Below are 20,719 nucleotides of genomic sequence, written 5' to 3' on the forward strand. Positions count from 1 at the left end.
CATGTCTGCTCTTCCCGAATCCGGCTCCTCCATCCCATCGCCCGCCCCTCAGTCCAGCAAGCTTCAAACACCCAGTATCACGCGGCGGATGGCATGCTGGCTGTACGAGGGCATTCTGATGTTTGGCGTGGTCTTCATCGCGTCGTACCTGTTTGATACGCTGAGCCAGTCTCGCCACGCATTGGCCAACCGCGGCCTCCGCATGGGGTTCCTGTTTGTGGTCTTTGGTATTTATTTCGGGTGGTTCTGGTCGCGCGGCCAGACGCTTGCACAAAAAACCTGGCACATCCGCGTAGTCAGCCCCACTGGCGCGCCTGTCACGCAAGCGCGCGCTGCGTTGCGCTACGTGCTGTGCTGGGTATGGTTCCTTCCACCCCTGGCAGCCTATTCCTTTGGTGTACCAGCCCTTGAAGTGCTGGTCCTGCTGGGCGGTTGGGTGGCGATGTGGGCTATTTTGAGCCGTTTCCACCCTGCGCAGCAGTTCTGGCATGACGCATGGGCGGGCACCCGTCTGGTGCATTTTGATCCGGGCAAAAAATAATACCGGGGCGGCTTGGTCGCCCAGCCCTCTCCACGACGACCTCACATGTCCATCCCACCCCCCACATCACCAGCCAACGCACAAAAAAACCGCAAAGGGCTTAACCGCGTCTGGCATGCCGCTGGCTATTCCATTGAAGGTTTGAAGGCCGGCTGGCACGAAACCGCCTTCCGCCAGGAAGCTCTGGCAGCGTTGGTACTGGTTCCCCTGGCCTTCTGGCTGGGCAAGAGCTGGGTAGAGGTCGCTTTGCTGGCCGGTTCTGTGGTGATTGTGATGATCGTCGAACTGCTCAACACAGGGATCGAAACGGCCATTGATCGCATTGGCCCGGAGTGGCACGACCTTTCCAAACGCGCCAAGGACATGGGCAGCGCCGCCGTGCTGCTGGCGTTGCTGCTGTGCGGCGGGATCTGGGTAGCCGCTATCGCTCAAAGGATTTTTCATGGCTGAACCCACGTTTTCGATCTGTGTCTACTGCGGTTCACGCCCTGGAGAGAACCCCGCATTTGCCCAGGCCGCACAAGAGGTGGGCCGCTGGATCGGGGAACACTCGGGTCAGCTGGTGTACGGCGGCGGACGCAGCGGACTGATGGGCACCGTGGCAGAGGCCACGCGCCTTGCGGGCGGTCGCGTAGTGGGCGTGATTCCGCAGGCGCTGGTAGACAAGGAATTGGCCAACCGTGCCTGCGATGAATTGCACATCGTGCAGAACATGCACGAGCGCAAGGCGATGATGGCCGAGCGTAGCGATGCCTTTGTGGCCCTGCCGGGCGGCATCGGCACGTTTGAAGAACTGTTTGAAGTGTGGACCTGGCGCCAGCTTGGCTACCACGGCAAGCCCTTGGGCCTGCTGAACGTGGCGGGTTATTACGATGGCCTGTTAGGTTTTCTGCAAACCAGCGTGAAGAGCGGCTTCATGGGCAACTGGCAGATGGAGCTGCTGCAAACGGAGACGACTCCGGCAGCGTTGCTGCGCAACCTGGTGCTGGCAACCGGCCCGGACCAACAGGGCACCCCACTGCGTGCAGTGATCTAAAAAGCTATTCGAAGGGCGCACCTTGCGCGTGAGATAGTCAGTGGGGCTACCGTGCCCCACCAACCGCGGCATCGTCAGATGGCCGCATCGTCCAGGTCTCCGGTTCGGATGCGCACCACGCGCTCCACGGGAGTCACAAAAATCTTGCCGTCACCGATCTTGCCGGTGCGGGCCACGTTCACGATGGCATCGACGCAGCGGTCCACGTCCTCTGTTTTCACCACCACCTCCACCTTCACCTTGGGCAGAAAGTCCACCACGTATTCCGCGCCTCGGTACAGCTCGGTGTGGCCTTTTTGGCGCCCAAAACCTTTGACCTCGGTCACCGTCAAGCCAGTCACGCCGCATTCGGCAAGCGCTTCACGCACCTCTTCCAGTTTGAAGGGCTTGATGACAGCGGTGATCATTTTCATAGGGGTCTCCTGGGGCGATATAAAAAATTGGCGGGCACGCTGAAGGGCTAGTGACAGGTGGCAAACCTGCCTTCAGGCGCGGAACTTGTTGGTAATAGGGTAACGCCAGTCTTTACCAAAACTGCGCTTTGTGACGCGAATGCCCACGGGCGCCTGGCGGCGTTTGTATTCGTTGATTTTGATGAGCCGCGTCACGCGCTCCACATCCGCCCGCGCAAACCCGGCAGCGATGATGGACTCGATGGGCTCGTCATTTTCCATGTACCGCTGCACGATGGCGTCCAGCACCTCGTAAGGCGGCAGGCTGTCCTGGTCTTTCTGGTCAGGCCGCAACTCGGCGCTGGGCGGGCGGGTAATGATGCGCTCCGGGATGGGGTTGCTGCCCGTGCCATACGGGTCATTGGCGTTGCGCCAGCGTGCCAGCTCAAACACGCGGGTCTTGGCCACGTCCTTGATGACGGCAAAGCCACCCGCCATGTCGCCATACAGCGTGCAATAGCCCGTGGCCATCTCGCTCTTGTTGCCCGTGGTGAGCACCACCTGGCCAAATTTATTGGACAAGGCCATCAGCAAGGTGCCGCGAATGCGGGCTTGCAGGTTCTCTTCCGTCGTGTCCTCGGGCAGGCCTGCAAACTCTTGCGCCAGGGCCGACTTGAAAGCCTCGAACTGAGGGCGAATGGAGATTTCGTCGTAACGAACGCCCAGGCGTGCAGCCATGTCGCGGGCGTCGATCCAGCTGATGTCTGCAGTGTAGGGTGACGGCATCATGACCGTCCGCACCTTGTCGGCCCCCAGAGCGTCTACCGCAATCGCCAGCACCAGGGCCGAATCAATGCCGCCGGACAACCCCAGCAGCACGCCAGGGAAGCCATTCTTGGTGACATAGTCGCGCACGCCCAGCACCAGCGCGCCCCACAGGTCTGCATCAGCGCTGGGAACGGGGGCCACATCAGCTATCAATTCAATAGCACCTTGCGCTTGCTGCAAGCGCACTGTGAACAGATTTTCTTTAAAACCAGGCGCGCGCCCGGCCACACGCCCATCGGCCCCCAAAGCAAACGAGCGACCTTCAAAAACCACTTCGTCCTGCCCACCCACCAGATGCGCGTACAGCAGGGGCAAACCCGTCTCCGCCACGCGCTCCCGCATGGTTTGCTCGCGCTCGGCACTCTTGCCCAGGTGAAACGGCGACGCATTGATGACCGCCAGCACCTCTGCGCCCGCAGCCGCTGCATCACGTGCGGCTGCCGGGTACCAGGCATCCTCGCAAATCAGCACACCCACCCGCACTCCAGCCACTTCAAACACGCACGGTTCCTGCCCCGCCACGAAGTAGCGGCGCTCGTCAAACACTTGGTAGTTGGGCAACTCGCGTTTGAAATAGGTCTGCTCGATCTGCCCATTGCGCACCACGCTGGCGGCATTGCGGCAGACGCTGAAAGCCGCCGCATCGGCAGACAGAGCCTGAGGGTGGCCCAGCACGATCGCCAGCCCTTGTAACCCTGCAGTTTCGCGGGCCACGGCTTTCACGGCATCATCGCAAGCCGCAAGAAATGCGGGGCGCAAAAACAGGTCTTCCGCCGCATAGCCACACACTGCAAGCTCGGGCGTCAGCAACAGCTGCGCGCCCAAGGCATGGGCTTCGCGGGCAGCGGCAATGATCTTTTGCGCATTGCCGGGCATATCGCCCACCACGAAATTGAGCTGAGCTGTGCAAATGGAGAGCGTCATGGATTTGATAAGGGCCTTGCAGGCCTGGTGGAACAACGCCCACACCGCCCCCGCGGGGTTGACGCAGAAAATCCTGATGGATGCCTGCCCCCCCAGAACACGCCGTGGCTGAGTCGCACATTATCGCGCGCGTACACGCGAGCGTGCTCGATGTGGACCCACAAGCCTGGAACGCATTGCTGGCGCATCAAGCCCACGCCACGCCCTTCATGCGGCATGAATACCTGGCTGCACTGGAGACCAGCGGCAGCGCTACGCCGCGCACGGGCTGGACGCCGCGCTTCCTCACCCTGTGGGACGCGGGGGCGCTGGTGGCCGCCTGCCCGCTGTACCTGAAAACCCATTCGTACGGCGAATACGTATTCGACTGGGCCTGGGCCAGCGCCTACGAGCAGCACGGCGTGCCGTATTACCCCAAGGCGCTGGTGGCCGTCCCCTTCACCCCTGTGCCGGGCTCCCGCTTGCTGGCCCGTGATGCCACTGCGCGGGCACAGCTGGTGCAGGCTGCACGCCAATGGTGCATTGAAGAAGATATCTCGTCATTGCACCTGCTGTTTGCGGCAGAAGAAGACATTGCCACCTGCGCCGACCAGGGCCTGATGTTGCGCCACACCGTGCAGTTCCACTGGCAAAACACGGCGCCTGTAGCACCTGCTGTGTCTAGCGAAGCACCCTCGGAATGGCTGGCGATGCCAAATCGCTTCACCAGCTTTGACGACTTTCTAGCCAGCCTGGCGCAGGAAAAGCGCAAGAAGATCAAACAAGAGCGACGCCGTGTGACCGATGCAGGCGTGACTTTTCGCTGCCTGCAGGGCAAGGACATCAGCACAAGCGACTGGGATTTCTTCTACCGCTGCTACGAACGCACCTACCTCGAACACGGCAACCCGCCCTACCTGAGCCGCGCCTTTTTTGCAGACATGGCGCGCACCATGCCCGAAGCGTGGGTGCTGTTCATTGGCGAGCGGGACGGCCAGCCAATTGCTAGCAGTTTGATAGCTATCAGCGCTTATCCTGCAAGCGCTACATGCCAAAAAGATACTGAGATCATCGCCTACGGGCGCTATTGGGGGGCACTGGAACGCGTGGACTGCCTGCACTTTGAGGCCTGCTACTACCAGCCTTTGCAATGGTGCATTGAGCATGGCGTGCACCGCTTTGAAGGCGGCGCCCAAGGCGAACACAAAATGGTGCGGGCCTTGCTGCCTGTGCAGACCAGCAGCGCCCACTGGCTGGCGCACCCTGCTTTTGCCGATGCGGTGGAACGCTTTTTGGAACGCGAGGGCGAAGGGGTGGACGCCTACCTGCAGTCGCTGCACGAACGCACGCCTTTTCGCAAAACTCAAAACCCAGCCTGACCCCAAGAAAAAAGCCGGTGCAACGCACCGGCCTTTCGGGTCACTGGATAGACCGCTTCACTGCACCGCCCGTGTGCGGACTGCAGCCAACGGCCCGTGCAGCTTTAGAACGACTCCCAGTCTCCATCATCGGATGCCACAGGCGCCTTGGACTTGACAGGAGCACTGTAGGCCACTTGCCGCGCAGGCGTAGCTGCTGCCTTCTTGGAAGTGGCGGCACCTGCCATTTTTACCTTCAGTTCCTTCGCCAGCTGGATCACCGCAGCACCCACTTTTTGCGAGGCATTGGAGAAACCGGTGTTGCTCTCCAACTGCATCTCGGCTTCCGAATAAGCGCCCTGGTTGATCAGGCGCGCCACCTTGCCAGCCTCCTGGTGGAACTGTCGGTGCGACTCCAGCAACTGCACAAACGACGGTTTGCCGCCGTACTGCGAGCTGCCCGCGCCGTGCAGCCACTTGCCCAGCTCGCAGCAATCGTCACGCGACACGGTGTCTGCATCCAGAGTTTCTTTCTGAGCAACAGCCGTACGCAATTTGGCTCGCCAGTTAGCGTGCGCTTGAATGGCGTTGTCCAGATTAATGCCCAAAGGGGGGCCTTCCGATGCAGCGGAAGAACGGCCCAGCGCGGCAGCGGGCGCCGCAGCCAATCGGGCCGAGGTGGCTGCAGGCGCAGAGCCCATGCGCGGAGCTTGCGTGCGAGCCACGCGCTCCTCGCCTGCGGCCAGCTTGAAGAACGCCACGGTGTCGACGAGATCCTGAGCCTGATTGTTCAGGCTGCTGGCCGCCGCGGCCATTTCTTCCACCAGGGCCGCATTTTGTTGAGTGACCTGGTCCATTTGGGTTACCGCTTCACCCACCTGGCTGACGCCCTGGCTTTGCTCATTGCTGGCAGCGCTGATCTCACCCATGAGGTCCGTCACGCGCTTGATCGCACCCACCACTTCCGTCATGGTGGTGCCGGCTTGGTCTACCAGCGACGTACCGTGCTCTACGCGCTCCACGCTGTCGTTGATCAAGGTCTTGATCTGCTTGGCGGCCTCGGCCGAGCGGCCAGCCAGGCTGCGCACTTCGCTGGCCACCACGGCAAAACCACGGCCTTGCTCGCCCGCGCGGGCGGCTTCCACGGCAGCGTTCAGTGCCAGGATGTTCGTCTGGAAGGCAATGCCGTCGATCACGCCAATGATGTCGGAGATCTTGCGCGAGCTGTCGTTGATGCCCTTCATGGTTTCCACCACCTGGCTCACTACCTCACCGCCCTGCACCGCCACAGTAGAGGCGCTCATCGCCAACTGGTTGGCCTGGCGGGCGTTGTCGGCGTTCTGGCGCACGGTCGAATTGAGCTGCTCCATGGACGCAGCCGTTTGCTGCAGGGCGCTGGCTTGTTGCTCCGTCCGGGCGCTCAGGTCGTTGTTGCCCGAAGCGATTTCAGACGAAGCCACCGCTACGCTTTGTGAGCCTTCACGCACATGGCCCACGATGCGCGACAGGCTTTCCTGCATCTCCGACAGTGCGCGCAACAGGCGGGCTGCCTCGTCCTTGCCCTGAGCATCAATGCGAAGAGACAGGTTGCCCTTGCTGATTTCTTCAGCAGCCTCCACCGCACGCTGCACGGGGGTGGTGATGGAACGCGTGGCCCACACCGCAAACAGCAAACCCAATACCAACGAGGCACCAGCCCCGATCGCCAGCACCCACTGGCTGGTCTCCGCAGCGCTCAATACCGATTTTTCAAAAGTGTCCAGCTCGTCGTAGGTGTACTTGGTGACGTTTTCAAGCGACTGGATGTAGTTCTGGGCCATGGGGCGGAGATCGCTGTCTACCAGGGCGAACACATCTTCACCGGCCTTTTTGCGCTCGAGCAACTTGGCGCGGGCATCCACATAGGTTTTGCGGGCGGTGGCTACGTTGGCCAGCAGTTCTTTACCCTTGTCGCTGTCAATCAAGGTTTCGAGTTTTTTCTGCTTCTCGCTCACCTCTTTGGTGGTGGCCGACATGTCGGCCCCCAGCGCAGAGATGTAGCTCGCATCAGTAGCCTTGAGCGCTGCGGAGGCGCGGGCCCAGTTCAAATCAATCCCGGCTTTCCACTCCATGGCCAGCTGGTTGCGCTCAATCTCCACAGTCGAGATGCGAGTGATGGCTTCCTTGAGCATGGACAGACGCCAAAAGCCTACTGCGGCAATCACGGCGGTGATCAAAAGAACAAGCCCAAAGGCCATGCCTAAGCGGGTACCGATCTTGAATTGGTTCATCGTATTTCTCTTAAAAAGCGCCTGCGCATCAAAGAGGCACAGGCGTACTGCCAACCTCGTCGAACTCCCACTACAGCCCATCACCCACCTCGGGATTGCCAAGGCGATGGACGTGAGGCCTGCGCCACAACACTGCTGGGCGGTCGGGCCTCACTTGCATTTGAAGCAGCGCTTCGACACCAGTCAACACACATCGTCCAGCGCAATTATATCATAAATATTAAATTAAAACTTGTTCACATTGAATTCGTCCATCAAACAAGAGGATGTGGCGGGCGAGTAACGTATCAGTTCGGTAATAAATAGCGATTCGCATTTCACTGTGGTGACAGGCGCAGCCATGCGCCTGTGTAAGCCTCGCAAACCAAGGCTTACCAATGCGTGACATGAGTGGATGCAAAGGCAGTCGCTGGCCGTTGGGGTGCGCTGAATAAAAAAGCACGCTGGCTTACAGCGTGCTTTGGTTTGGCAGCAGCCTTCGTTGGAAGGCCATCGGGGCGATGCTTAGAAGCTCTCCCAATCGTCGTCATTGGCCTTGGGCGTGGCTGGCGCTGTGGGCGCTGTGGGTGCTGTGGGTGCTGTGGGTGCTGTGGGTGCTGTGGGTGCTGTGGGTGCTTTGGCTGCAGGCAGTGCTCGGGGCGCCGCTGCCCGAGGCGCAGAAGCAGGCTTTGCAACTGCGCGCGCCCGGTTCGGTGCACCCTGGGGGGCGGCTGTGGCTACCTTCGCAGCGGGCACTGAAGCCCGGGCAGCTGGGGCGTTTGCATTGAGCTGGAAAACCGCCACAGCGTTGACCAACTCCCCCGCCTGGGTGTTCAGGCTGGCCGCTGCCGCCGCCATCTCTTCCACCAAAGCCGCATTCTGCTGTGTGGCCTGGTCCATCTGCGCGACAGCCTCTCCCACCTGGCCTACGCCTGCGCTTTGTTCGCTGCTGGCCGCGCTGATCTCTCCCATGATGTCGGTCACGCACCGGATGGCAGTGACGACTTCGGTCATGGTGGCCCCAGCCTTGTCTACCAGCGCGCTGCCTTGTTCCACCCGCTCTACGCTGGCGGTGATGAGGCTCTTGATTTCCTTGGCGGCTTCTGCGCTGCGCTGGGCCAGGCTGCGCACTTCACCGGCGACCACGGCAAAGCCTCGGCCTTGTTCGCCCGCTCTGGCGGCTTCCACGGCGGCGTTGAGCGCCAGGATGTTGGTCTGGAAGGCTATGCCGTCGATGACGCTGATGATGTCTGCAATCTTGGCGCTGCTGGCGTTGATGCCTTTCATGGTCTCCACCACTTCGGCCACAACTTCACCTCCCTGGGCGGCGACGGTAGATGCGTTCATGGCCAGCTGGTTGGCCGTGCGGGCGTTGTCTGCGTTCTGGCGCACGGTGGAGCCAAGCTCTTCCATCGACGCGGCGGTTTCTTCCAGGGCGCTGGCTTGTTGTTCTGTGCGTGCGCTCAGGTCGTTGTTGCCTGAGGCAATCTGCGCCGAGGCCGAGGCCACGCTTTCCGAGTTTTGGCGCACAGCCACCACAGCGGCTTCCATGCGCAGCAGGGTGCTTTGCAAGGCCTGGCTTGCCGGCGTGCTGACATGGACGGCTCGGGCTCCATGCAAGGTGATGCTGTCTCCGCTATCGACCGCTGCCACAAGGTTGCGCAACTCCTGCCCCGCGCGGGCAGTTCGCTCCAGGCTCACGGCCATCAAAACCTCCAGCGAGGTCTGCATCACCACATACACCGCATGGCTGAGCGTGCGCACGAAGCTGGCCTCGGTCAGGCAGTACACGCCGAAACCTGCGGCCTGCAAACGGTCGAACAGCACATGGTGCACCGCGAAGACCAGGGCTGACAACACGATGGGACGCCAGTCCAGGTACACCAGCAGCAATGCCAGCGTGACGAACACACCGAAGTGCAGCTCGGTCTGCCCCTGCGCGAGCTGAATGTGCAGCGCCACGAAGGCCGACTGCACAAAGGCCAACACCAGCCGGGAAGCCAATGCGCCTGCCGCACTGGCATACGCAATGACCGCCACCACCATCAAGACGGCCGACACACCCCAGGCCAGGCCTGATTCCACGAAATTGAAGCCCAACGCCACTGCCGTGATCGCACTGATCACGATGGCAGCCAACATCACACGGTCTCCCATGATGTGCATGGAACCCTGGGCGTGCCGAGGCAGTTGCCGGGAAGAATCGCTCATTGATAACTCCGAAAATTGAGGGAGCGCGCAAACATCCACCATGACAGATGCCCTGTTCTGTGATCAAAACCGTTGCCGGCGCGCCGCCAAGCCAAAACAGGTACTTCACCACCCAGAACCAGGTTCAACATCACCATGCTGCAATGCACAATGAAATATATCCATTAAATTTGATAAATATAACTTAATTGATAATTTTACTTGTGTATTCCGTGCCACTCGTCCGGCCTGCAGCCCGACAGAACCTCTTGCGAATGGCATCCCGACACAGCGCCGGGCAACAAAAAAGCACCTGGGCAAATACCCAGGTGCTTTTGCAGTGTGAGCGCAGCGGCGGTTACCGCAATGGACCCAAATCAGGCCAGGCTCTTTTGGTAGTTGGCCGCGCCGTCCATGACTTCCTTCTTGGCGGAATCAATGCCTTCCCAGCCAATCACCTTGACCCACTTGCCCTTTTCCAGGTCCTTGTAGTGCTCGAAGAAGTGGGCAATGGCGTTGCGGCGCATGGCGTTCACATCGTCAATGCTCTTCCAGTGGTCGTACATAGGCAAGATCTTGGAAGTGGGCACGGCAATGACCTTGCCATCCACGCCAGCTTCGTCTTCCATCATCAAAATGCCCAAGGGGCGGCAAGGCACCACCACGCCGGGGTGCAGGGGGTAAGGGGTGATGACCAGCACATCCACAGGGTCGCCGTCGCCCGACAGGGTCTGGGGCACATAACCGTAGTTGGTGGGGTAGTGCATGGCAGTGGTCATGAAACGATCCACAAAAATCGCGCCCGACTCCTTGTCCACTTCGTACTTGATGGGGTCAGAGTTCATCGGGATTTCGATGACCACGTTGAATGTCTCGGGGATGTTCTTGCCAGGGGTGACGTTGTTGAGGGACATGTTTTTGAAAATAGTGGTTTGCAACAGTAACCCGCGAAGCATGGCGTTCCATTGAGCGTCGGGATTAACCCTGATTTTAGAGGCATGCCCCTTTCTGCCCGCTTGCAACAGGGGGTTTGGTTGTAAATTGAGACCGTTGGCCAATCGGCCCCGCCCTGGGGCCCGAGGAAGCAACGCAGCGGAAGCACCACCGATGCGTCGTGTTTCCAACCGTGCAACCGCATTTGAAGGAGCACTGTATGGCTGACAGCACAGCAATGACCCCTCCCCTTTTATTGGCCCTGGTCTGCGGGCTGGTCGCCGTGGCCTACGGCATCTGGGCGCGGGGCTGGATTCTTGGCAAAGACCCCGGCAATGCGCGCATGCAAGAAATTGCGGCAGCCATCCAGGCGGGCGCGGCGGCCTACCTGGCGCGCCAGTACAAGACCATTGCCCTCGTGGGGGTGGTGCTGGCGGTGCTGATTGGCGCTTTCCTTGACAGAACGACGGCCGTTGGTTTTGTGGTGGGGGCCGTGCTCTCGGGTGCCTGCGGCTTCATCGGCATGAATGTCTCGGTGCGCGCCAACGTGCGCACAGCGCAGGCCGCCACGCAGGGCATTGGCCCGGCGCTGGATGTGGCGTTTCGCGGCGGCGCCATCACCGGCATGCTGGTGGTGGGGCTGGGGCTGCTGGGCGTGACTGGTTTCTTCTGGTTCCTCGCAGGCAATGGCAACCTCAAGCCCACGGCACAACTGGCCACGCTGCTTAACCCGTTGATTGGCTTTGCGTTCGGCTCGTCGCTGATCTCCATCTTCGCGCGCCTGGGCGGCGGCATCTTCACCAAGGGTGCCGACGTGGGCGCCGATCTGGTGGGCAAGGTCGAGGCGGGCATTCCTGAAGACGACCCGCGCAACCCTGCGGTGATCGCCGACAACGTGGGCGACAACGTGGGTGACTGCGCCGGCATGGCGGCCGACCTGTTCGAGACCTATGCGGTGACGCTGATTGCCACCATGGTGCTGGGCGCACTGATGGTGGGCGCCGCCCCGGTCAACGCCGTGGTGTACCCCTTAGCCCTGGGGGCGGTGTCCATCATCGCGTCCATCATTGGCTGCTTCTTTGTGAAGGCGTCCCCCGGCATGAAGAACGTGATGCCCGCGCTGTACAAGGGCCTGGCCATCGCCGGCGTGTTGTCGCTCATCGCGTTCTACTTCGTCACGCTGTGGATCATTCCGGACAACGCCATCACCGCCAGCGGCAGCCAGATGAAGCTGTTTGGCGCCTGCGCCACCGGGCTGGTGCTGACGGCCGCGCTGGTGTGGATCACCGAGTTCTATACGGGCACGCAATATTCCCCCGTGCGCCACATCGCACAGGCCTCCACCACGGGCCATGGCACCAACATCATTGCGGGCCTGGGCGTTTCCATGCGCTCCACCGCCTGGCCGGTGTTTTTTGTGTGCCTGGCCATCCTGGTGGCCTACCAGCTGGCGGGCCTGTATGGCATTGCCGTGGCGGCCATGTCGATGCTGTCCATGGCCGGTATCGTGGTGGCGCTCGATGCTTACGGCCCCATCACCGACAACGCCGGCGGCATTGCCGAGATGGCCGAGCTGCCCAGCAGCGTGCGTGACATCACCGACCCGCTGGACGCCGTGGGCAACACCACCAAGGCCGTGACCAAGGGCTACGCCATTGGCTCGGCAGGACTGGCTGCGCTGGTGCTGTTTGCGGACTACACCCACAAGCTCGAAAGCTACGGCCGGGCCATCACCTTCGACCTGTCGGACCCGCTGGTCATCATTGGCCTGTTCATCGGCGGGCTGATTCCTTACCTGTTTGGTGCCATGGCGATGGAGGCCGTGGGCCGCGCAGCGGGCGCCGTGGTGGTGGAGGTGCGCCGCCAGTTCAACACCATTCCCGGCATCATGGACGGCAGCGGCAAGCCCGAGTACGGCAAGGCCGTGGACATGCTGACCACTGCCGCCATCAAAGAGATGGTGATCCCCAGCCTGCTGCCCGTGGTGGTGCCCATTGTGGTGGGCCTGCTGCTGGGCCCCAAGGCGCTGGGCGGCTTGCTGATGGGCACCATCGTCACCGGCTTGTTTGTGGCGATTTCGATGTGCACGGGCGGCGGCGCTTGGGACAACGCCAAGAAGTACATCGAAGACGGGCATCACGGCGGCAAGGGGTCTGAGGCGCACAAGGCCGCCGTGACGGGTGACACCGTGGGTGACCCCTACAAAGACACCGCTGGCCCCGCCATCAACCCGCTGATCAAGATCATCAACATCGTGGCGCTGCTCATCGTGCCGCTGGTGGTCAAGTTCCACGCAGGTTGAACCACCGCACCCCGCCCTGCCAACCCCGGCAGGGGCGGGGCCTTGCGCAAACATGGATTGACGCCCTTCCCCCTCGCCGCCACCATGCACGGCAAACGCATGAAGGATTGAAGGAGACACGCCATGACCGAGCTGGTCGTACGCCGCCTGTTGATAGACCTGGCACAGTCCATGGCGCGGCACTGGTGCGCAGGCGATGCCTTTCGCACCGCGCTGTTCAACGCCCTGTCCATGAGTTTTCCGCTGGGCGAGCAATTCTTCATCGACGCGGTGCGCGATGCCCACAAGGCCCTGCCCCCGGATCTGCAAGCCCAATACGCCGCCGAAGTGCGCGGCTTTGTGGGGCAAGAGGCCACGCACCGGCGCATTCACACCCTGTTCAACAACCACCTGGAGCAGCAGGGGCTGCGCAACCTGTGGGCGTTGTCCATCGAAAAGCAGCGCAAGCTCTTCACAGGGCAAGACCCCCGCCACGCCCTGGCCGTGACCGCTGCCAACGAGCACTTCACCGCCATGCTGGCTGAATGGCTGCTGAGCCACCCGGAGGTGCTGCAGGGCAGTGAAGAGCGCTTGCAAACCCTGTGGCTGTGGCACAGCGCGGAAGAGGGCGAGCACAAAAACACCGCGTTTGACCTGTACGCCGCACTGGGGGGCAACCACCATTGGCGCCTGGTCTGGTTTCGGCGCACGACGCTGGCTTTTCTGGTGGATGTGACGCGCCAGGCGCTGAGCAACCTGTACCGCGACGGCAGCCTGTACCGCCCCAGCACCTGGGCCAGTGCCTGGCACACCCTGTTCGGCCCCACCGGGCTGGTGCGCCACATCTGGCGGCCATGGTGGGACTACCGGCGCCGCGACTTTCACCCCAACCAACAGGCCAGCAACCTGTCGGCCCAGTGGCTGGAGCACAACCGCCACCGCTTCACACCAGTGGGTGAAACCGGCTGAACCAGGCGGTGCACGCCGCAGCGCAGCCCTCGCGCTTCAGGGCATTTTCGCTATTGATTTCATAGCTACCCGCGCTTGACAGGAAAGCGCTGGAGGCCATTTTTACCAATAGCCATCTTCACCCTCAGGCCGTCTGACGCAGGTCACGCCTGCGCACTGGGCCGCTGCGCTGCTCCACGGCGTGCTGTACTTCTGCGCGCAAACCCAGCGCAAAGCCCCATTCGGCCACCACAAAAAGGGGCCCAACCAGCAAACCCATCACATCGTCCACAAAGGCGGGCTTGCGGCCCTCGTAATAGTGGCCCACGAACTGGATCACCCAACCCACGGCAAACAGCCCCAGCCCCCAGGCCAGCCAGGCGGTGGTGCCCAGGGGCGCCATGGCAGCCGCCCCCGCCAGCATGGCGGCGAGCAGGGCCGACATCACCAGCCCCAGCCGCACATCCAGCCGCAGGTAGAAAATGCCAGCCGCCACGGCGCAGGCCAGCGCCGGGCTCACGGGCACCATGCCCAGCCACCACACCGGGCGTGAAAGCAGCACCACCACGGCAAACATGATCATGGGCACGCCAACAAAATGGGTGTGGATGTTGCGCGGATCGCGGTGGTAGGCGGCGTATTGCGCCAAGTGATCGATCAGGGTTTTCATGGGTGTCTCCAGTCGTTGTTTTGAGCAGGATTCAATATCTCTCGCCAAAGGCGTTAACGTCTGTCGTGCAGCCGACAAAAACAGAGGCGGCAACAGCGCCCCTGTGACTGTGCGGGACTGGCGCTTTATCGCTGCCCGCAGCCCTTGTAGTCCCTGTTTCTGCCCCTTTTTTCGCGCCCAAGCCGCCCCTTTTTGTGATTGCCTACCCCGCCCGGTCCCTGCCTTTTTCGACGCGCACCCAAGCGGCCATGCACACAGCACCGCAAGCCTTGCTGCTTCCTGGCCCACGGCACGTCTGAGCTGCCTGAGCATCCCCTCCTGGCGCAGACTCTTGCCGCGCTTGCCCTTTTGCCCCGCCGACCCTGATCTCTGACTGCATGACGACCGAAGTCTCCGCCCACCTCATCGCGCTCCAATCGGGGCGCTGGTTCGCCCAGTTGCCCCCTGAATTTGCGGCGGCACTGCTGCGCATGGGCCGCATCCGGCAACTCACCGTGGGCCAGTCCCTGTTCTTGCGTGGCGACCCGCCCTGCGGGCTGTATGCCGTGCTGCGTGGCGCACTCACCGTGTCGGGCACGGGCGGGCGGTCTGACGACGCACGCTCTGCGCTGCTCACCCGCCTGGAACCCCCGCAGTGGTTTGGCGAAATTTCGGTGTTTGATGGCAATGTGCGCAGCCACGACGCCGTGGCGGCCGAGCCCTGCACCCTGCTGCACGTGCCCAACGAACCCCTGCAGGAATGGCTGCGCGGCCACCCCGAGCACTGGCACGCCCTGGCCCTGCTGGTAACCGACAAGCTGCGCACCGCCTTCATCGCCCTGGAAGACGCCGCCCTGCTGCCAGCCCCCCAGCGACTGGCCCGCCGGCTGGTGATGATGGCCGAGGGCTATGGCCAATGGAACGCCGATGGCCTCACCCGCCGGGTGATTGCACTGTCGCAAGAGCAGCTGTCGCAAATGCTGTCGATCTCGCGCCAGACCACCAACCAGATCCTCAAAGACCTGGAAGCCCGCCAGCTGGTGCGCGTGCAGCGCGGCGAGGTCGAAATCATGGACCTGGCCGGGCTGCGCCGCACCTACGCCTGAGACGAGCCACCAGCGCTATCAAAAAGAGAGCTGCTGTCGCCTGCAGTACAGGCGCTACAGCCCAATTCGGCTAAATAGTAAGCACGCATTCGATTTCTATGCAGAATGTCATCATGCAACTGAACTACATCGCCAACGCCTCCGTCCCGTCTTCGTCTGGCCGCACGCTTGCGGTGATCGACCCTTCTGACGGCCAGCCTTTTGACGAAATCCAGCGCAGCAACGCGGACGACATCGACGCCGCCGTGCACGCCGCCCGCCAGTGCTACCAGGCGGTGTGGCAGCGCATGGCACCTGTAGACCGGGGCCGGCTGCTGCAAAAACTGTCGGCCAAGGTGCTGGAGCATGCCGACGAACTCACGGCGCTGGAGCAGCGCGACTGCGGCAAACCCACCAAACAGGCCCGGGCCGATGCCGTGGCGCTGGCGCGCTACTTTGAGTTCTATGCCGGGGCCTGCGACAAACTGCACGGCGAAACCATTCCCTACCTGGACGGCTACAGCGTGCTCACCTGGCGCGAGCCGCACGGCGTGACCGGCCACATCATCCCGTGGAACTACCCCATGCAGATCTTTGGCCGCAGCGTGGGCGGCGCGCTGGCGGCAGGCAATGTGTGCGTTGTGAAACCAGCTGAAGACGCCTGCCTGTCGCTGATCCGCGTGGCGCAGTTGGCGGCCGAGGTGGGCTTTCCACCCGGTGCCATCAACATCGTGACGGGCTATGGGCACGAAGTGGGCGATGCACTGGCACGCCACCCTGGCATTGACCACATCAGCTTCACCGGCAGCCCCAAGGTGGGCACGATCATTCAGCAGGTGGCCGCCGAGCGCCACTGCCCCGTGACGCTGGAGCTGGGCGGCAAAAGCCCCCAGATCATCTTTGCCGATGCGGACCTCGACGCAGCCGTGCCCGTGGTGCTCAACGCCATCGTGCAAAACGCCGGGCAGACCTGCTCGGCAGGCTCGCGGGTGCTGATCGACTCGCTCATCTACGAGCCCCTGCTGGAGCGCCTGGGCCAAGCCTTTGAAAAGCTGCGCGTCGGCCCCGCCGCCATGGACCTGGACGTGGGCCCCCTGATTCGCCAAAGCCAGCAGCAGCGTGTGTGGGACTTTCTGTCGGACGCGCAAGTGGCAGGCATCCCCATGGTGGCGCAAGGCGTGGTGGTGGACGAGGCGCCCGAAGGCGGCTTCTACCAGGCACCTACCCTGCTGCGCGATGTGCCTGTGGGCCACCGTCTGGCACAGGAAGAAGTGTTTGGCCCCGTGCTCTCGGCCATGGCCTTTCAGGACGAAGACCACGCGGTCGAGCTGGCCAACGCCACGCAGTTCGGCCTGGTGGCAGGCATCTGGACGCGCGACGGCGCGCGCCAGTTCCGCATGGCCAAGCGTGTGCACAGCGGCCAGGTGTTCATCAACAACTATGGCGCGGGCGGCGGTGTGGAGCTGCCGTTTGGCGGCGTCAAATCCAGCGGCTACGGGCGCGAGAAGGGGTTTGAGGCGCTGTATGGGTTCACCACCCTGAAAACCGTGGCCATCAAGCACGGCTAAAGCCGCCCGATTCCCCTGTCCTCCTGCTCTTCGCTCGCTTCTTTCCCATGCCCCTGTCAGCTCCCGTCCCTCGCAAAACCAGCCATATCCGCCGCGTCACCTACCAAGGCTACGAACGTGAAGACGGCCTGTGGGACATGGAAGCCGAATTGCACGACAGCAAAGCACACGACATGCCATCGTTTCGCCACCAGGGCGTTCGGCTGGCGGGGGACCCCATCCACCACATGTGGCTGCGCGTGACGATTGACCGCAAGCTGGTGGTGCACGCCATTGAAGCCGCCATGGACGCCCACCCGCTGCAAGACTGCCCACAGGCGCGCCCGGCCCTGCAGGGCATGGTGGGCGCCTGCATGGCGCGCGGCTGGCGCCAGGCCATTGCGCAGCACATGGGCGGGGTGGCCAGTTGCACCCACCTGCGAGAGCTGCTGTTCAACATGGCCACCGCTGCCTTCCAGACCTTGCCCGCCGCCTTTGGTGGCGGCGACCCGGACACCCCGCCCCGCCACCTGGGCCAATGCACGGGCTGGGACTTTGAGGGCAACGGAGTGAAAGAGTACTTTCCGCAGTTCTACGGGCGTGGCGAGGCCAATACGCAGCCCTCCACCCCACACAATCCCACAGGCAAAAAGAGCTTCTAGCGCTTATCCATCAAGCGCAACCAGCTATCAAAAACAGAGCAAACACAAAGGAGACAGCCATGCGCGTGCAAAACAAATCCATCATCGTCACCGGCGCCGGCAACGGCATTGGCGAAGGCATTGCCAAACGCCTGGCGCAAGAAGGTGCCCAGGTGCTGGTCAATGACATCAACACCACAGGCGGCCAGCGCGTGGTGGCAGAGATCACCGCCGCAGGCGGCACGGCAGCGTTCTTCCAGGCAGACGTGACGCAATCTGCCCAGGTCCAGGCCATGGTGGCCGAGGCCGAGCGCCTGTTTGGCAAGCTCGATGTGGTGGTGAACAACGCAGGCTGGACGCACCGCAACCGCCCCATGCTGGAGGTGAGCGAAGACGAGTTCGACAAGGTGTACGCCATCAACGTCAAGAGCATCTACCTCAGCGCCATCCACGCCGTGCCTGCGCTGCGCCGTGCGGGTGGGGGCAGCATCATCAACATTGCCTCCACCGCCGGGCTGCGGCCCCGCCCCGGCCTCACCTGGTACAACGGCTCCAAGGGCGCGGTCATCACCACCAGCAAATCGATGGCGGCGGAGCTGGGGCCTGACAACATCCGCGTGAACTGTCTGAACCCGGTGTTCAACCCCGACACCGGCCTGGCGGCCGAGTTTGCGGGTGGCCCGGTGGACGATGCCCGCCGCGCCAAGTTCCTGGCCACCATTCCGCTGGGACGCTTCTCCACCGCGCAAGACGTGGCCAACGCCGCGCTCTACCTCGCCAGCGACGAAGCCGCCTTCATCAGCGGCGTGTGCATCGAGGTGGACGGCGCCCGCTGCGTTTGATCTGCCCAGGGCAGAGCTGGCGCCTTGTGTGGCTTCAGCCCAGCACTTCGCGCAGGGCTGCGTCGTACAGGGACGTGAGCCGGTCCATCACCTCCAGCAGCCGTTCGCTGGTGGTGGCCACGGCTTCCATGCCCTTGGTGTCGGGGTGGCGGCGCATGGCGGCTTCGAAAAACAGCCACTGGGCTTGCCCCAGTTCCAGCTCGGTGCGAATGGCAGGGGTAGACACCGGCGCTGCCGCCAGGGCCTGCAGAGCCTGCTTGAACTCTGCAGCGTCGGCATTCATCTGGGTCTGCGACGCCTTGGGGTCCACACCCGCGGCCAGCAAAAAGTACTGCTTGGCCATGCGCTGAGACAGCATGCGCTGGCGCCCGGCCATGCCCACCAGCTTGGCGCTGGGGGCGCGGGCCAGTTTCTCCAGCGATTCGGTCGCCGTCTGGGCCGCCGTCATCATGCGGTCGGCCTGCTCGGCCACGGCGGCGGCAGAGGCCTTGGAAGGCGCAGTCGCCGTCAGGGTGTTGAGCACGGTGTACTGCTTTTGCACCTCTTCAAGCTGGCGGCTCAAATCTGCGGGCCAGGCGCCCGCCGTGGAGCCCTTGGCCAAGTCGGCAGCGCCGGCCTGTGCCTGCTTGCGCACCTTGGCCAGCACATCCAGCGCCGCCAGGGGCAGCACCTGCAGATGCTGCTGGCAATAGGCCTTGGCCATGCGCTGCGACAGCGCGCGGAACGAGCCCGACACGTTGATGGCCGCAGAAAGCGCCATTTGCGCTTGCGCCGTGGCGGCCCAGGTGGGCAGAACCACCCCGGCAGCCACCCACTGCACCATGCGCCGACGTTGGTGGGAACAGGAAACGACGGGTTGATTACGACAGGTCATGGCAGTAGGGCTTTCTATGCAATCAGGGTGAAAGAATGTTTCCCGAAATGCAGAGAATTGTCATGACAATGTCAAACCAGCCCCCCCTTGCGACAGATCAATGCAATGCCAGCGCGCAGCAGCGAAGATCCGCACGCCGCCAACCGCCAATCCCTTGATGCGGATCAAGACAATCCAGTGCGGGTACCCCGCCCAGTGAAGGCCTTGGGGCACAATCCCGCCCATGGCTGAACGTGTCATTCCCCTGGTGGACCAGCGCCACGCCGACCTGGTGGCCCAGGTACCTCTGCACCCTTCTCCAGCAACTGGCTTGCTGGTGGACACCCGGGGGCGCCCCCTGCGCGATCTGCGCATCAGCGTGACCGACCGCTGCAACTTCCGCTGCAACTACTGCATGCCCAAGGAAGTGTTCGACAAGGACTACCCGTACCTGCCGCACAGCGCGCTGCTGAGCTTTGAAGAAATCACGCGGCTGGCCTCGCTGTTCCTGGCGCATGGGGTGCGCAAGATTCGCCTGACTGGCGGCGAGCCCCTGCTGCGCAAGAACATCGAAGAGCTGATTGCCCAACTGGCACAGCTGCGCACGGTGGATGGCAAGGCGCCGGACCTGACCCTCACCACCAACGGCTCGCTGCTGGCGCGCAAGGCCAAGGCGTTGAAGGAAGCGGGCTTGAACCGCGTGACCGTGAGCCTGGACGGGCTGGACGATGCGGTGTTTCGCCGCATGAACGATGTGGACTTTCCGGTGGCCGACGTGCTGGCGGGCATCGAGGCCGCGCACGCGGCAGGGCTGTCGCACATCAAGGTGAACATGGTGGTCAAGCGCGGCACCAACGACCACGAAATTCTGCCCATGGCGCGCCACTTCCGCGGCACGGGCACCACGCTGCGCTTCATTGAATACATGGACGTGGGCGCCACCAACGGCTGGCGTATGGATGAGGTGCTGCCATCGGCCAAGTTGATTGCCCGCCTGCGCGCCGAGCTGCCGCTGGTGCAGTTGGACCCGAGCAGCCCCGGCGAAACCGCCGAGCGATGGGGCTATGCCGACGCCAGCGGCCAGCACGACCCAGCCCTGGGTGAAGTGGGGGTCATCAGCAGCGTGACGCAGGCGTTCTGCCACGACTGCAACCGCGCCCGCCTCTCCACCGAAGGCAAGCTGTACCTGTGCCTGTTTGCCTCGCAAGGCCACGACCTTCGCTCGCTGCTGCGCGGCGGTGCCAGCGATGCCGACATTGCCGCAGCCATTGCGCCCATCTGGCAGCAGCGCACTGACCGCTATTCCGAACTACGCAGCACCTTGCCCGCAGACAACACGCAGGGTGCGCGCCGGGTGGAGATGAGCTACATCGGCGGCTAGGCGGCTGCGCGGGCCGTAGACCCTCGGCGCCTTGGGTCTGCAAGGCAGCCTGCACAATCGGG

Annotated in this window: 18 protein-coding genes; 11 read left to right on the forward strand and 7 right to left on the reverse strand. The window is 62.8% G+C overall.

From position 1 onward, the window contains the following. The first annotated feature begins 1 nt into the window (after nt 1). Genes BDD18_RS00920 through BDD18_RS00930 form a run of 3 tightly spaced genes read left to right on the forward strand, consistent with a single transcriptional unit; the run spans nt 2 to nt 1,577 of the window. Nucleotides 2-541, forward strand: a complete 540-nt coding sequence (locus BDD18_RS00920) for an RDD family protein (RefSeq protein WP_082758808.1) — start codon at nt 2-4, stop codon at nt 539-541. Between the two features lie 45 nt (nt 542-586). Further along, the gene (locus tag BDD18_RS00925) at nt 587-991 is read left to right on the forward strand and encodes a diacylglycerol kinase (RefSeq protein ID WP_142080860.1); all 405 of its coding nucleotides are present in this window, start codon (nt 587-589) and stop codon (nt 989-991) included. Beyond that, nucleotides 984-1,577, forward strand: coding sequence for an LOG family protein (locus tag BDD18_RS00930; protein WP_142080862.1), 594 nt, complete (start codon nt 984-986; stop codon nt 1,575-1,577). The genes BDD18_RS00925 and BDD18_RS00930 overlap by 8 nt, the downstream gene beginning before the upstream one ends. 74 nt (nt 1,578-1,651) lie before the next feature. Here the strand turns inward: BDD18_RS00930 and BDD18_RS00935 are convergent, their stop codons facing one another. Together BDD18_RS00935 and BDD18_RS00940 are read right to left on the reverse strand one after the other, a co-directional pair. Beyond that, the gene (locus BDD18_RS00935) at nt 1,652-1,990 is read right to left on the reverse strand and encodes a P-II family nitrogen regulator (RefSeq protein WP_044396316.1); all 339 of its coding nucleotides are present in this window, start codon (nt 1,988-1,990) and stop codon (nt 1,652-1,654) included. A 72-nt stretch (nt 1,991-2,062) separates the two neighbouring features. Beyond that, complete coding sequence (locus BDD18_RS00940; RefSeq protein WP_142080864.1) at nt 2,063-3,721, reverse strand: NAD+ synthase; 1,659 nt, start codon at nt 3,719-3,721, stop codon at nt 2,063-2,065. A gap of 80 nt (nt 3,722-3,801) precedes the next feature. Here BDD18_RS00940 and BDD18_RS00945 point away from each other — a divergent pair, with 80 nt between their 5' ends. Further along, nucleotides 3,802-5,079, forward strand: a complete 1,278-nt coding sequence (locus BDD18_RS00945) for a GNAT family N-acetyltransferase (RefSeq protein ID WP_142080866.1) — start codon at nt 3,802-3,804, stop codon at nt 5,077-5,079. 104 nt (nt 5,080-5,183) lie between these two features. Here BDD18_RS00945 and BDD18_RS00950 read toward each other — a convergent pair whose 3' ends face one another. The 3 genes from BDD18_RS00950 to ppa form a co-directional block, all read right to left on the reverse strand. Then, a complete protein-coding gene (locus tag BDD18_RS00950) occupies nt 5,184-7,328 on the reverse strand; it encodes a methyl-accepting chemotaxis protein (protein WP_142080868.1) in 2,145 nt (714 codons plus the stop codon). 504 nt (nt 7,329-7,832) lie between these two features. Beyond that, nucleotides 7,833-9,518: a methyl-accepting chemotaxis protein gene (locus BDD18_RS22690; RefSeq protein ID WP_276490452.1), complete on the reverse strand. Its 1,686-nt coding sequence runs from the start codon at nt 9,516-9,518 to the stop codon at nt 7,833-7,835. Nucleotides 9,519-9,874: 356 nt separating this feature from the next. Next, entirely contained in the window at nt 9,875-10,411 is a 537-nt protein-coding gene (gene ppa, locus BDD18_RS00960) for an inorganic diphosphatase (RefSeq protein ID WP_142080870.1), read from the reverse strand. Between the two features lie 239 nt (nt 10,412-10,650). Between ppa and BDD18_RS00965 the strand changes: the two genes are divergently transcribed. Continuing rightward, nucleotides 10,651-12,732: a sodium-translocating pyrophosphatase gene (locus BDD18_RS00965; RefSeq protein ID WP_142080872.1), complete on the forward strand. Its 2,082-nt coding sequence runs from the start codon at nt 10,651-10,653 to the stop codon at nt 12,730-12,732. 123 nt (nt 12,733-12,855) lie between these two features. Then, a complete protein-coding gene (locus BDD18_RS00970; RefSeq protein ID WP_142080874.1) occupies nt 12,856-13,680 on the forward strand; it encodes a metal-dependent hydrolase in 825 nt (274 codons plus the stop codon). Between the two features lie 124 nt (nt 13,681-13,804). Here BDD18_RS00970 and BDD18_RS00975 read toward each other — a convergent pair whose 3' ends face one another. Then, entirely contained in the window at nt 13,805-14,329 is a 525-nt protein-coding gene (locus BDD18_RS00975) for an Mpo1 family 2-hydroxy fatty acid dioxygenase (protein ID WP_142080876.1), read from the reverse strand. A 377-nt stretch (nt 14,330-14,706) separates the two neighbouring features. On the opposite strand from BDD18_RS00975, the gene BDD18_RS00980 reads away from it, so the two are divergent. From BDD18_RS00980 to BDD18_RS00995, 4 genes are all read left to right on the forward strand, one after another. Continuing rightward, nucleotides 14,707-15,414: a Crp/Fnr family transcriptional regulator gene (locus tag BDD18_RS00980; protein ID WP_044396307.1), complete on the forward strand. Its 708-nt coding sequence runs from the start codon at nt 14,707-14,709 to the stop codon at nt 15,412-15,414. Between the two features lie 113 nt (nt 15,415-15,527). Next, nucleotides 15,528-16,961: an aldehyde dehydrogenase family protein gene (locus tag BDD18_RS00985; RefSeq protein WP_142080878.1), complete on the forward strand. Its 1,434-nt coding sequence runs from the start codon at nt 15,528-15,530 to the stop codon at nt 16,959-16,961. A 47-nt stretch (nt 16,962-17,008) separates the two neighbouring features. After that, nucleotides 17,009-17,602 carry a DUF2889 domain-containing protein gene (locus BDD18_RS00990; RefSeq protein WP_066788020.1) on the forward strand — a complete coding sequence of 198 codons (594 nt, stop codon included), beginning with the start codon at nt 17,009-17,011 and terminating at the stop codon, nt 17,600-17,602. Nucleotides 17,603-17,661: 59 nt separating this feature from the next. Next, entirely contained in the window at nt 17,662-18,423 is a 762-nt protein-coding gene (locus tag BDD18_RS00995) for an SDR family oxidoreductase (protein ID WP_142080881.1), read from the forward strand. Nucleotides 18,424-18,457: 34 nt separating this feature from the next. Here BDD18_RS00995 and BDD18_RS01000 read toward each other — a convergent pair whose 3' ends face one another. Further along, nucleotides 18,458-19,297, reverse strand: a complete 840-nt coding sequence (locus BDD18_RS01000; protein ID WP_142080883.1) for a type IV pili methyl-accepting chemotaxis transducer N-terminal domain-containing protein — start codon at nt 19,295-19,297, stop codon at nt 18,458-18,460. Between the two features lie 223 nt (nt 19,298-19,520). On the opposite strand from BDD18_RS01000, the gene moaA reads away from it, so the two are divergent. Continuing rightward, the gene (moaA, locus tag BDD18_RS01005) at nt 19,521-20,657 is read left to right on the forward strand and encodes a GTP 3',8-cyclase MoaA (protein WP_142080885.1); all 1,137 of its coding nucleotides are present in this window, start codon (nt 19,521-19,523) and stop codon (nt 20,655-20,657) included. The last annotated feature ends 62 nt before the right edge of the window (nt 20,658-20,719 follow it).

Source organism: Acidovorax temperans, assembly GCF_006716905.1.
Lineage (GTDB): Bacteria > Pseudomonadota > Gammaproteobacteria > Burkholderiales > Burkholderiaceae_C > Acidovorax > Acidovorax temperans.

Bases quoted from the DNA above. Each gene is read 5' to 3' on its own strand.
- BDD18_RS01000 (WP_142080883.1), bottom strand. From the start codon at position 19,297: ATGACCTGTCGTAATCAACCCGTCGTTTCCTGTTCCCACCAACGTCGG.
- BDD18_RS00980 (WP_044396307.1), top strand. From the start codon at position 14,707: ATGACGACCGAAGTCTCCGCCCACCTCATCGCGCTCCAATCGGGGCGC.
- BDD18_RS00930 (WP_142080862.1), top strand. From the start codon at position 984: ATGGCTGAACCCACGTTTTCGATCTGTGTCTACTGCGGTTCACGCCCT.
- BDD18_RS00985 (WP_142080878.1), top strand. From the start codon at position 15,528: ATGCAACTGAACTACATCGCCAACGCCTCCGTCCCGTCTTCGTCTGGC.
- BDD18_RS00945 (WP_142080866.1), top strand. From the start codon at position 3,802: ATGCCTGCCCCCCCAGAACACGCCGTGGCTGAGTCGCACATTATCGCG.
- BDD18_RS00920 (WP_082758808.1), top strand. From the start codon at position 2: ATGTCTGCTCTTCCCGAATCCGGCTCCTCCATCCCATCGCCCGCCCCT.
- BDD18_RS00925 (WP_142080860.1), top strand. From the start codon at position 587: ATGTCCATCCCACCCCCCACATCACCAGCCAACGCACAAAAAAACCGC.
- BDD18_RS00965 (WP_142080872.1), top strand. From the start codon at position 10,651: ATGGCTGACAGCACAGCAATGACCCCTCCCCTTTTATTGGCCCTGGTC.
- moaA (WP_142080885.1), top strand. From the start codon at position 19,521: ATGGCTGAACGTGTCATTCCCCTGGTGGACCAGCGCCACGCCGACCTG.
- ppa (WP_142080870.1), bottom strand. From the start codon at position 10,411: ATGTCCCTCAACAACGTCACCCCTGGCAAGAACATCCCCGAGACATTC.
- BDD18_RS00970 (WP_142080874.1), top strand. From the start codon at position 12,856: ATGACCGAGCTGGTCGTACGCCGCCTGTTGATAGACCTGGCACAGTCC.
- BDD18_RS00950 (WP_142080868.1), bottom strand. From the start codon at position 7,328: ATGAACCAATTCAAGATCGGTACCCGCTTAGGCATGGCCTTTGGGCTT.
- BDD18_RS00940 (WP_142080864.1), bottom strand. From the start codon at position 3,721: ATGACGCTCTCCATTTGCACAGCTCAGCTCAATTTCGTGGTGGGCGAT.
- BDD18_RS00990 (WP_066788020.1), top strand. From the start codon at position 17,009: ATGCCCCTGTCAGCTCCCGTCCCTCGCAAAACCAGCCATATCCGCCGC.
- BDD18_RS00935 (WP_044396316.1), bottom strand. From the start codon at position 1,990: ATGAAAATGATCACCGCTGTCATCAAGCCCTTCAAACTGGAAGAGGTG.
- BDD18_RS00995 (WP_142080881.1), top strand. From the start codon at position 17,662: ATGCGCGTGCAAAACAAATCCATCATCGTCACCGGCGCCGGCAACGGC.
- BDD18_RS00975 (WP_142080876.1), bottom strand. From the start codon at position 14,329: ATGAAAACCCTGATCGATCACTTGGCGCAATACGCCGCCTACCACCGC.
- BDD18_RS22690 (WP_276490452.1), bottom strand. From the start codon at position 9,518: ATGAGCGATTCTTCCCGGCAACTGCCTCGGCACGCCCAGGGTTCCATG.